General features: G+C 45.0%; 1 protein-coding gene. It reads right to left on the bottom strand.

Annotated elements, in window-relative coordinates:
- Positions 1 to 7: 7 nt before the first annotated feature.
- Positions 8 to 13,483 carry an Ig-like domain-containing protein gene (locus tag AC570I_RS11555; protein WP_497405547.1) on the bottom strand — a complete coding sequence of 4,492 codons (13,476 nt, stop codon included), beginning with the start codon at positions 13,481 to 13,483 and terminating at the stop codon, positions 8 to 10.
- Between the last annotated feature and the right edge of the window lie 227 nt (positions 13,484 to 13,710).

Genomic DNA, 13,710 nt, shown 5'->3' on the forward strand with positions numbered 1-13,710 from the left:
CTTTCCATTATCTAATTAGGGTTACTGTTCCTTTTCTCATTGTCGTTGTACCATCTTTAAAGGTAACATCAACGATGTATACATATACTCCGATTGGCTGATTTACACCTTTGAAAGTTCCGTCCCATCCTGCATTCATGTTATCAGTTTGATAAATCAACTGACCCCATTGCGTATACACAGTCATTTTTGCACTTGCTATGGTGGTACCATAGATCATGAACGTATCATTCTTTCCATCGTTATTTGGCGTAAATGCATTCGGGATATACACCTCATTTCCAAACGGATTAGTCGCTTTCCCGGTAACTGCAGCAGATGTGCTGGTTTGACAATCAAGCTGACCTTTTACCCTTACGATAATCGTTACACTTTGATCAGGTTTTAAACCAAGTACCGTATAAGAAGTGGCTGTAGCGCCACCGCCTGGTGTAATCCAGGTAAGGCCATTATCAATCGATACCTCATAAGCAGTGGCACCGTTTACCGCAGGCCATGCAAACACGATACTATTGGCCGTGGTGGTTTGTACTGAAACAACTGGTTTATCAAGCACTGGAAGTACAGTGACGGTTACTGCTGTTCTCGTAGGACTCGCACAACCGCCTACTGCAATGCTCTCTACATAATAAGTTGTAGTAGCAGTTAAAGCTGGTGTGGTGAAGGTTGTACCTTCGGCCAGAATGCTGCCTCCTGAACTTGCTGCATACCATCTGTAAACAAGGCCTGTTATTGGGTTATTTACAGTTAACACAGTAGAACTGCCCGAACAAAGTGTACCGTTTGCTGCCGTTACCGAAGCTGGTGCTACCGGAACCGGCAGGGCTACAACATTTACCGGTGTCCTTGTGGCTGATGTACATGATCCGTTAGTACCTTCTACATAATAGGTAATGTTTGCAGTGATACCAGGAGTGGTAAAGTTTATGCCCGTACCTGCAATTGTGCCTCCAGTAGCCGTAGTGTACCAGTTATAGGTAACTCCGGTTTGCGGATTTGTTACGGTTAATATGGCAGGACTTCCTGTACAAACATTTACTGTTGTAGAGGCAACCGTTGGTACCGTTGGTTTAACGTTCACCGTTACGGTTACTTTTACTCTGCCGCCGCTGTTGTTACAGCCACCCGCTCCGATTGCAATTACATAAAAATCTGTATTTGCAGTTAAAGCACCAGTGGTATAACTGGTTCCGGTGAACAATAAGTTTCCGCCTGTAGCTGCACTGTACCATTCGTAAGTTACGCCCGTTTGTGCATTGCTAATGGTTAAAGTAGTCGCATCGCCTGCACAGATGTTAGTGCCATTTGTTGCAACTACCGGATTATTTGGAGCAGCATTAACGGTGATAGTTACCACACGTGCTGTTGCCGGTGTATTTTCACACTTGTTACTTCCTTTAACAGTTACATAATAAGTGGTAATGGCTGATAATGCAGGTGTTGTAAATACTGCGCCCGTGAAAACTGGCGTAGTTAAGGCTGCATTGCTGTACCAGGTAAATATCGGACTGGTTACTGTTGTAGATGAAGCCGTTAGTATTGCTGTGGAGTTGGTACAAATGGTCGTCGAACCACTCACTGCAATATCACTGGCCACGGCTACCGGATTCACCGTAATCGTTACCGCCTTAGCGTTAGCCGCTGTGTTCTCGCATTTATCAGCGCCCTTAACCGTAACATAGTATGTAGTTGTGGTGGTTAGGTTTGGCGTAGTAAATACAGGGCCGGTGAAAGCTACACTGGTTAATGAAGCATCATTGTACCAGGTAAATACCGGACTGGTTACTGTTGTTGAACTTGCAGTGATTACCGCCGTACCCGATCCGCATATGGTAGCAGGGGCCGACAATGTAATGTCTGACTGAACTGCGCCTGCATTTACATTTACGGTTACTACTTTGGCCGTTGCCGCAGAATTTTCACATCTGTTGGCACCTTTTACAGTTAGGTAATATTTCGTCGTAGTCGTTAACGCTGGTGTAATGAACGTTGGACCTACGAAGGCTACCGTTGTTAAAGCGGCATCAGTATACCAGGTGAATACCGGACTGGTTACTGTTGTTGAGCTTGCTGCCAGGGTTGCGGTGCTGCCTGCGCAAATCGTTGCATCCGCTGCAGTAATGTCGGCCGCAGTTGAAACCGGATTTACGGTTAAGCTTACCGCTCTTGCAGTTGCGGCAGAATTTTCGCACTTGTTACTTCCTTTTACAGTTACATAGTAAGTAGTATTGGTTGTTAGTACCGGCGTGGTGAACACTGCTCCTGTAAACACAGCAGTAGTTAAGGCTGCATCGCTATACCAGGTAAATACCGGACTGGTAACTGTGGTAGATGAAGCAGTTAATACCGCGGAAGAACCTGCACAAACTGCAGTTAAACCACTTACCGTGATATCTGTTGCTACCGCAACCGGATTAACGGTTACCGTTACCGCTTTTGCATCAGCAGCTGAGTTTTCACATTTATTTGCACCCTTAACCGTTACATAATATGTAGTGGTAGTGGTTAAGCTCGGAGTGGTAAATATCGGTCCAGTGAAGGCAACACTCGTTAGTGATGCATCATTGTACCAGGTAAATACCGGGCTGGTAACTGTGGTAGAACTTGCGTTGATTACTGCTGTTCCTGATCCGCAGATGGTGGCCGGAGTTGACAAGGTTATATCGGCTTGTACCGCAGCTGGATTCACATTTACAGTGACAACCTTGGCAGTAATGGCTGTATTTTCACATTTATTATCGCCTTTAACTGTTACATAATATGTAGTAGTGCTGGTTAAAGCAGGGGTAATGAAGGTTGGCCCTACAAATGCCACTGTTGTTAAAGCCGCATTGCTATACCAGGTGAAGGTTGGGTTAGTTACTGTTGTTGTACTGGCAGCAAGTGTTGCTGTTGATCCTGCACATACAGTTGCATCGGCAGCAGTAATATCGGCGGCAGTCGAAACCGGACTTACTGTTATGGTGACTACCCTTGCAGTGCCTGGTGCATTTTCACATTTATTATCACCTTTAACCGTTACATAGTATGTGGTAGTACTGTTTAAGGCAGGAGTGGTGAAAGTTGCACCAATAAAGCTGATATTAGTCAGTGCAGCATCGCTATACCAGGTAAATACCGGATTGGTAACTGTTGGTGATGTTGCAGACAATACCGCTGTTGAGCCTGCACACGCTGTAGTGCTGCCATTTACGATAATATCAGTGGTAACAGCTAGTGGATTAACCGTAACGGTTACCATTTTAGCAGTTGCAGCATTGCTTTCGCATTTGTTGCTGCCTTTTACGGTTACATAATAATTTGTGGTAGTAGTTAAACCTGTAACGGTGAAGGTTGGACCCGTAAATACCGGAACGGTTAACGAAGGATCACTGTACCAGGTAAATACCGGCTGCGTAACAGTAGTACTTGACGCCATCAGCAACACGGTAGAACCTGAACAGATCTGAGCGTTGCTTACCGCAATATCGGTAGCTACTGCAACCGGATTAACGGTTACTGTTACAACTTTGGCTGTAGCCGGTGTATTTTCACACTTATTATCGCCTTTAACAGTTACATAATAAGTGGTGTTAGCTGTTAAAGCTGGAGTTGTGAAGTTTGGTCCGGTAAAGGCAACAGTTGTTAAAGCTGCATTGCTATACCAGGTAAATACCGGATTAACCACTGTTGTACTTCCGGCAGATAAGGCTGCTGTAGAGCTTGTACAAATTGAGGTTGGTCCACTCACAGTGATATCAGCATCCGTTGCGATAGGATTAACCGTAATGGTAATTGCCCGTGCGGTAGCAGCTGTATTCTCACATTTATTGGTTCCACTTACTGTTACATAATAAGTTGTTGTAGTAGTTAAGTTTGGTGTAACGAACACCGGACCTGTAAATACTTTAGTAGACAAATCGGCTGTGCTGTACCAGCTGAATACCGGATTCGTTACCGTTGTACTGGTTGCAGTTAAGCTTACTGTTGCGCCCCCGCATACCGTACTGGTGCCTGTTACGCTGATATCAGCAGCCACTGCTACCGGATTCACCGTAACAATGATTTCTTTAGCATTACCAGGTGTGTTCGCACATTTATTGGTGCCGCTAACGGTTACATAATAACGTGTTGTTGCAGTTATAGCAGGTGTATTGAACACTGCGCCTACAAAAGCAACCTGTGTTAAGGCTGCGTCAGTGTACCATGTAAATACCGGACTGGTTACTGTGCTGCTGCTTGCAGTTAATGTAGTAGTTCCAGATGCACACAATGTTGTTCCACCAGTTACCGTAATATCAGATGCTAAAGCCGCTGGATTTACAGTGATAGAAACTTTTGTACGTGTTGGATTTGAACAGCTACTGCCGCTCACCGCTTCAACGTAGTAATCATATACGCCAGGTAGCAGGGATGCAGAGGTAGTAAAACTGCTGTTGTTATTTACCAGCATGTTTCCTCCGGTAGCTGCATCGTACCAGTTATAAGTAACACCTGCAACGGCCTGAACACTTAATGTTGCAGATGATCCTACGCAGGTAGAAGCCGGATTTGTTGTGCTCGCAATCGGAGTTGCCGGCGGAGGTAAAATCGTTACTACAACTGGAGTTGCAGGGCTCTCACAACCATTGGCTGTTGCAGTTACATTAAAGGTATAAGTTCCTGCAGCTAATGCCGGGTTGGTGGTATAAGTAATACCATCAGCCTGGTAGGTAGTTCCGAGGTACCATTTATAGGTAATTCCTCCCTGAGGATTGGATACGCTTAAGGTTACTGAAGATCCCTGACAAGCACTTGCTGTTGCTGCCGCCACAGTTGGCTTGGTGATGGTTCTTTGTGCATAATCGAAGTTAACCGAAGTCAAGGCACCTAAAATGCCTGAGCTTAGTCTTAATTCTACACCATCAAATCTGCTTGTTGGGATGTAGGTTAAGATGGCAGAATTTCCACCGCCTAATAAGTTTAATGTAATTAGAGGGTTAGAGATCGAAGTTACATCATTATTGCTGGTGTTGCCCTGGAAAGTGGTTACCGTTAGGTTTTGTAAAAGCGCAACTGATAACAATTGTGCTGGCACAGTAACTTTTACCCTTAAGGTATCGCCAACATTTGATAATCCAGGGAAGCCAACCTGATGATAAATGGAAGCACCTAAAGCGCCTACCGGAATAACCAGACTAGAACCTGTGTTTACATCATTATCAACCGCAAAAGTCGGATTGATTACGCCTGCAAGTAACGCAACACCGCTTACTCCGCTGGCAACAGTGGTAGTTGCTGAACCGCATGGTGTAGTTACCGGAGGTTGATTAATTACTGTTACCGTAACCGATGCACGGCTGGTAGCAGTACATCCGCCAGCAACGCTAGCCTCTACGTAGTAAGTTTTTGTTGCAGTTAATTGTGGTGTTACAAATGTTTCACCAGTAAATACCGGCACACCTCCATTCGCCTGTTCGTACCAGGTAATGGTGGCACCTGCAGTACTTGACGTAGCTTTTAGTACCGCTACTGAATTGGAGGTGATTGTAATAGACGGAGGCGTAATTACCGGAATATCAATTGTTCCTAAAGTAATGGTAGCCTCTGTTCTGGCCGAGGCAGTTCCGCAGGCATTAACCGCTGCTACGAAATAACTTCTGTTAGCAGTAATCAGTGGCGTTGTAAAACTGTCGCCGGTAAACAATACAGTTGTTGAGGTTGCATCATCATACCAGTTATAGGTCATTCCTGCTACAGGATTTTGTACTTGTAGGGTAACCGAAGTATTAGGACAAGTATTTACCGCAGCATTTAAAAGCGTTGGTGCTACGGGTGCCGGACTGGTAGTTACGTTCACTACTGTTTTATAGCTCACACATCCCGTTGCAGACACAGCTGCCACAAAGAATCTGGTATCGCCTGTTAATGTTGGCGTAGTGAACACTATACCGTCTTTACCCGTTTGGTAAGCACCGCTGGCATCATACCACCGGTAAGTTAAACCTGCTGATGGATTGCTCACACTGAGCTGTGCAGTAGAGCCAACACACGATGTTACATTCGAAGATGTAACAGTTGGCGCAACCAGTACGCGCTGAGCATAATTTACATCTATTGATGTTAATGCGCCTAATACGCCTGAATTTAACCTAACCTCTACCCCGTCGAATACGCTTGTTGGAACAAAAGTTACCAGTGCCTGGGTATTTCCACTTAGTAACTGAACATTTAAGGTATTGTTATTTAATAATCGCGAATCGCCATTGCTGTTGGTACCCACGTATGTGGTTACCGATGCATTGCCCAATAAGGCCAGCGACAATAATTTGCCTGGAGTTGAAACCAGTACACGAACAGTATCGCCCACAGTTGAAAGTGAACCAAAGCCTAAACGCTGATATACTGAGGCACCTAAAGCACCTACCGGCATTAATAATGATGAGGCTGTTTGTGTGTCGTTATCAATTGCTGATGTTGGATTAAACACACCCGCAAGTAAAGCCACTCCGGTTACGCCACCGGTTTGTGTTGTTGCAGCTTCGCAAGGAACAGGATTTGGAGATCCGTTTCCATTAACCGTAATGGTAATCTGAACACGGCTGGCTGAAGCACAACCATTTGTTGAAACTGCTTCCACGTAGTAAGTTGTGGTGGCGGTTAATGGCGGCGTTACATATGTGGTACCAGTATATATCGGCGTTGTTGAAGTTGCCGAACTGTACCAGTTTAACGTATTGGTTGCATCAGCAGAAGTTGCCGTGATAATTGCAGACTGACCAGGACTTACTGTAGAGGCGTTTGCACTTACTACAGGGAGCGCCGGACGAGGGTTAACGGTAACCGCAGCAACCGCACGGGCTGCACTTGTACAATTTCCTTGCGCAGCTTCAACATAGTAAGTCGTATTGGCTAAAAGAGCAGGTGTGATAAATACCGGTCCTGTGTAAACCAAAGTACCGCCTGTTGCCGCATCATACCATCTGTAAGTTATGGCTGCATCAGGATTTTGAACCGATAAAGTTGCGGTAGATCCTGCACAAACATTCACAATTGTAGCCAGTACTGGTATTGGCAACGCAGGTGTTACCGTAACAGTAACCGGTACTCTGGTGGTATTGGCACAAGTACCTTTACTCACCTCTATGTAATAAGTTGTTGTTGCGGTTAAAGCTGGAGTAGTGAATGTTTCACCTGTACCCAATTGTGTACCGCCAGTAGCTGCATCGAACCAGGCAAGTGTTGTTCCACCGTTAGCAGTTGCAGTTAAAGTAGCCGTACTACCCGAACAAATGGTTTGATTTCCGGCAGTTACCGTTGGATTCGGATAAACTGTAGTTGCTCCATAAATATCCAGGCTGGTAAGCGCTGTAAGTACACCTCCAAAATTAACCTGTACCCTATCAAATGCCCCGCCGCCAACAATGGTTGCAGCAAAGCGGTTACCTGATAAAAGTTGAAGGTTTAGCAGTGAGGAGTTCAATTGAACGGTTCTGACAAGTGTAGTTCCGTTTAACACATTTAAAGTGACATTGCTTAATAAACCAACATCAGCTAAGCCACCTGGCAATGCCAGTTCTAAGCGGATGCTATCGGTAGCTGCGCCTGGAGTGGTAAAAATAAGTTGTTGATATCCCGTTGATGCAACACCAACAGCCAGCGTAATTCTGGTAAAGTTAGTCGCATCAGCATCTGTAGAATTACCTGCACCTGCAATATTACACAACAAGCAAATTCCGGTAATACCTGAATTCTGACTGCTTGCTGCATTACATGCTGTACCACCGCCACCGTTAATTACAGTAACTGTAACCGGAACACGTGTAGCACTTGGGCAACCTGATGCGTTTGTTGTTTCAACATAATAAGTAGTAGTAGTGGATAATGCCGGAGTAGTAAATGAACCACCTGTTGCCAGAGCCGTTCCTCCGGTTGGAGCAGCATACCAGGAAATGGTGTTTCCTGCGTCGGCCGTGGCCACTAAAGTAGTGCTTTGTCCCGCATTAATTACCTGACTGTTGGTAGTAACCGTAGCTGGATTCGCAGCAGGATTTACAGAAACTGTAACCGCTGTTCTTGAACTCACAGCAGTTCCCGAAACAGCTTCAACATAATACACCGTTTGTGCTGTTACAGCTGGCGTAACAAAAACGCCGGTATTGTTGGTTACCAAAGGTGTACTTCCTGTAGAAGCGTACCAGTTATAAGTAACACCAGCTTGTAAGTTGCTTACGCTCAAGGTAGCCGGGCTGCCTGAACATACTGTCGCCGCAGCCACAACTGGTGCATTCACCGTTACAGTTAATGCATAGGCTGTAGTTGCCTTATTTCCGTTTGCATCTGTTGCAGTTAACGAAATGGTATAAGTTCCACCTAACGTTGGTGTGCCAGTAATCTCTCTGGTGGCTGTATTAAAGCTTAATCCCGGAGGTAAGCCTGTGGCCAGATAGGTGTACGGAGCTGTGCCACCAGTTACTGCTGGTAGTGTTTGAGTTGGATAAGAAGTACCTACAATACCATTCGGCAATGTAGCCCCAGGTAAAGATAGCACCCCTATAACCCGCAGGCCGTAGTTATTACTTGCTGTTTTGCCCTGACTATCAGTTACCGTTAAACCAATGGAGTAATTACCCGCCTGAGTTGGTGTACCTGTGATTTCCCTTGTTGCAGCATTGAAAGCTAATCCTGGAGGGAGGTTAGAAGCCACATAAGTAAAAGGACCAACACCCCCTACTGCCGAAGGCAAAGTTTGTGTGGCATATACGTTGCCTTCCATACCATCAGGTAAAGTGGCGTTAGGTAAACTCAAAGGATCGGCTACCGAAATGGTGTAATTGTTAGCAGCAGTTCTGCCTTTATTATCTGTAACCGTAACGGCAACAGTATAAGTACCTGCCTGAGTTGGCGTACCGGTAATTTCGCGGGTTGTTGGATTGAACGTTAATCCCGGAGGCAAACCTGTTGCTGTATAAGTATAAGGAACAGTTCCGCCTGTTGCAGAAGGAATAATCTGCGTAGTGTAAACAGTTCCTGTTGTTCCGTTCGCTAAGGTTGCTGGTGGCAATGCCAAAGGATCAACAACGCTTAAAGTATAGTTAGATGTAATGATATTACCATTTGCATCAGTTACTGTAACCGGGATTGTATAGTTACCAACCTGTGTTGGTGTTCCGGTAATTTCTCTCGTATTTGGATTAAAAACCAATCCCGGAGGAAGGTTTGTTGCAGTATAGGTATAAGGACCTGTTCCACCTGTAGCAGCAGGAATACCATTAGTGGTATAGGCTGTACCTGTTGCACCATCCGGCAATGCGCCAGGGGTAAGTGCTAAAGCAGGTGTTACAGTCAAAGTAAATGTTGCGGTAACCGAACAGTTTTTAGTATCCGTTACTACAACATCGAAAGTAGGATTTCCGGTTGCAGTAGGGGTACCGCTTACCAACCCAGTGGTTGATAGGGTTAGTCCTGCTGGCAAAGTACTACCCGAAGCAAGCGCATAGGTATAACCTGGGGTACCACCTGTTGCCACAGGAAGCTGTACACTATATGGTGATGCAATTGTGGCATTTTTTAAGGTGCTGCCGGCAAATACAATTGCCGGGTTTACCGTAACTGTTACGGGAATTCTGGTTGGGTTCGGACAGCCGTTTTTGCTAACCTCAATATAAAAAGTAGTTGTTGCTGTTAAAGCAGGTGTTGTGAAAGTTGATCCTGAAGTTCCGGTTCCGCCGGTGGCTGTTGTAAACCATGTTAGTACGGTATTTTCAGCCGGAGTTGCGGAGAAAGTAGCTGTACTACCATTACAAATGCTTTGTGCACCTGTAATGATGGTTGGGTTTGGATAGATAATTCTTGCGCCATAAATATCTAGACTGCTTAACGCAGAAACAACTGCGGCAAAGCTCACCTGAACACGGTCGTAAACACCACCAGCCGCAACAGTAGCCGTAAAACGGTTACCACCCAACAGGCTTAGGTTTAACAAACCCGAATTAATGGTTACTGTTCTGACTACTGTGGTACCGTTTAATATGGTTACGGTAATATTGTTCAGTACGCCAACATCAGCTAAACCACCTGGTAAGCCAAGATCTAGTTGAATGCTGTCTGACGCTACCCTGGCAAGCGATTGCGGGAAGATTAATTGCTGATATCCTGTTGCACCAACACCAACTGCTAAAGAAATACGGGTGAAGTTAGCGGCATCAGTATCAGTTGAATTGCCGGGATTTGCTATGTTACATAACAAGCAGATTCCATTAATTCCGGAATTTTGACTCGCTGCGGCGTTACACGATGCGCCACCGCCATTGTTGATTACGGTAACAGTTACCGGTACACGTGTTGCACTGGCACAACCTGCAGCGCTGTTCGTTTGTACGTAGTAAGTTGTAGTGGCCGTTAATACCGGAGTAGTGAAAGTGTTTGCATTTGAAAGTGCGGTTCCTCCTGTTGGAGTTGCATACCAGCTTATGATATTTCCTGCATCGGCCGTAGCGGCTAAAGTAGTGGTCTGGCCGCTGTTAATTACCTGATTCGCGGTAGTAATGGTTGCAAGTGTAGCAGGCGGGTTAACCGAAACGTTAACCTGAGTTCTGCTGCTCACAGCCGATCCTGAAACGGCCTCCACATAAAACACGGTAGATGAAGTTACAACCGGTGTGGTGAAGGTGCCGGTATTTCCGGTAACCAGCGGTGTACTGCCGGTTGAGGCATACCAGTTATAGATTACGCCTGCTTGCGTATTGCTTACCGTTAAAGTAGCGGTGCTACCTGAACAAACAGTTGCAGATGCTACAACCGGCGCATTTACAGTAACGTTAAGTGCGTAAGTGGTAGTTGCTTTATTGTTGTTGGTATCTGTTGCTGTAAGAGAAATGGTATAAGGACCGCCAGTTGTTGGTGTGCCTGAAATTTCCCTTGTTGTCGGGTTAAATGTTAAGCCTGGAGGCAATCCTGTTGCCGCATAGGTAAATGAACCAGTACCTCCAGATGCTGCCGGAAGTGTTTGTGGCAGGTAAGATGTACCCACAACTCCGTTAGGCAAAGTTCTGGTTGGTAAATTCACCGTACCCACAACTCTTATAGCATAACTGTTGCTTGCCGTTTTACCCTGACTATCAGTAACGGTTATACCAATTGTGTAATTACCCGCTTCTGTAGGCGTACCTGAAAGGATTCTTGTTGTAGGGTCAAATGTTAAGCCTGCAGGAACAGAAGTAGCTACATAAGTGTAAGGACCAACACCGCCTGTAGCTGCAGGAAGGGTTTGCGCAGCGTAAACCGCCCCTACATTTCCATCCGGCAAGGTAGCTGATGGAAGTAACAATGGGTCGTTCACCACAATGGTATAATTTGTAGTAATGGTTTTTCCATCGCCATCCGTTACCGTTACTGGAACAGTATAGGTGCCTGAAGCTGTAGGTGTTCCGGCGATTGCTCTTGTTGTAGGGTTAAATGTTAATCCCGGAGGCAAGCCAGTGGCGGTGTAAGTATATGGAGTTGAACCGCCTGTAGCCGAAGGAATAATCTGGGTAGTATAAACAGTACCAGTTGTACCATCAGCCAGTGTTGCCAGCGGCAATACCAGTGGATCTGTAATTTTAACAGTATAGTTCGACGTAACCGTGTTTCCATTTGCATCTGTCACCGTTACAGGAATTGTATAGTTTCCGGGAACAGTCGGTGTTCCGGTGATTTCCCTCGTAGTCGGATCAAATGCTAATCCTGGAGGCAGGTTAGTTGCAGTGTAAGTATATGGACCGGTACCCCCTGTTGCAGAAGGAATGATTTGTGTTGGATAAACTGTTCCGGTTACCCCATCAGGCAAATTGCCTGGAGTTAACACTAATGCGCCAGTTACCACTAAAGTGTAGGTCGCTGTAGCTGTACAGTTTTTGGTGTCAGTTGCGGTTATTGAGAAATTGTAAGTTCCGGGAACTGTAGGCGTACCAGAAACAATACCTGATGATGAAAGTGTTAATCCTGCGGGAAGTGAGCTTCCTGAAGCCAGGGTATAGGTGTAACCTGCGGTACCACCGGTTGCAGGAGTAATTTGTTTCGAATATCCAAATCCCGGGGTTGCATTGGCCAGTGTTGTAGTATTGAAAACAATTGCGGGATTTACGGTAACGGTTACCGGAACCCTAACGGATTCATTTGTACATCCGATTTTGCGTGATGCAACATAATAGGTTTTATTTGTTGTTAAAGCCGGTGTGGTGAACGTTCCATTATAAGCAGTAGCGGCTAAGGCGGTTCCGTCTTCAGCTACATCATACCATACCAATTGGTTGGTGGAAGCTGTGGTAGCCGTTAACGCTGCTGTAGAATTGAAGCAAACATTAATAGCATTGGAGGCTGGCGCGACAAATGTAGGAAATGCCGGACTTCTGGTTACGCCGTAGATGTCCAGGTATTGCGTTAAGTTTGCACTTACAATATTGTTTAATTTGATGGTTACCCGATCAAAAGCCACACCTGGTGCTATTGGAACGGTAGCCACCTGATTGTTATTGAAAAGACCCAGTAAATCAAGGCCAATGATATTTGCGCCTGTTGTACGGTAAACTTCCTGATTGTTATTATAGGCAATAATGTCAACAGCACTTAGCAAATTGAGGTTCAACAATGCAGGCGACGTTTTAAACCTGATATTAATGTTATCTGTTGTAGCAGATAAATTTGGAAAGTAAATATTTACACTTTTAGAAGCTGCAACACCTAGTACGCCTGTGCTGAGTCGGTAAAAGTTTGTTCTGTCATCGTCAATGATGTTCTGAAACTCAAAATTCTGGGATCCTGACAGGCCCAGTGCATCGAGTGAAATTCCTTCTTCATCGAAATTGGCAAATACATTGGCATCGCAATTATCATTTCCTGAAATGTTGAAAGCATAATATACGTTTGTTTTACCGGTAGTAGATAATGCGACGGCAGTGGTCAGATCAGTGATTACGATTCTATCATAGGTTACACTCGGTGTTAGCGCGATATAGGTAAATCCGTTTTTATCTTTAACTACCTTTATATTCGAGTTATTATTGAATCCTGACAATGTACTTCCACTAAGAACAGTGGTGCCTGATGAGTTTTGCGCTGCTATATCGATTCGATGATCGCCGATGACCAGTCCGCCAATAACATTGGCAAGCGTACCGCCAAGCGTTCCCCCCAATAATGCGTTTAGTGCTGAAGCATCAAAATCTATACGAACATATGTAGTACGATTTGCCGGAATATTACCCGGGAACTGCAGCACAATGCCGGAAGAGTATGCCCCTAATCCTAACAATGCACCTCCATACGAATTCAGCGTAGCAAAATTGCCATCGCTGGTGCTGATTGCATTATTGATGTTATCAATATGCGTAGCACTTCCCGCAGTTGGAGTTACAACAGTCGCAAAATTTTTAGTTTGCGCATACGATTGTGATTGAAAGAGCGTTAATAGAATGATGATTGCAAGCGCAAAGGCTTTGCAATGTATCCCAGTTAAGGAACGTTTGGTAAAGGTTTTCATCATGTCAGGCGTAATTTAGGATGACTTACTAGGTAGTTTGTGCGTATCTGGCCAAGCCTTATTCGCGCATTATATAATTATGACAAATCTATATTTTGGATGATTACCAATCTTATCCATTGCTATTCATTCACTGAATGAATCTCTTTATTCATTTCATTCATAGCGTGAATAAAGACTTAAAAGATTTCACTGTTTGTGAAATTATGATGACATTAGCGTAGTCATCC

The organism is Pedobacter sp. A2324, from assembly GCF_059693705.1.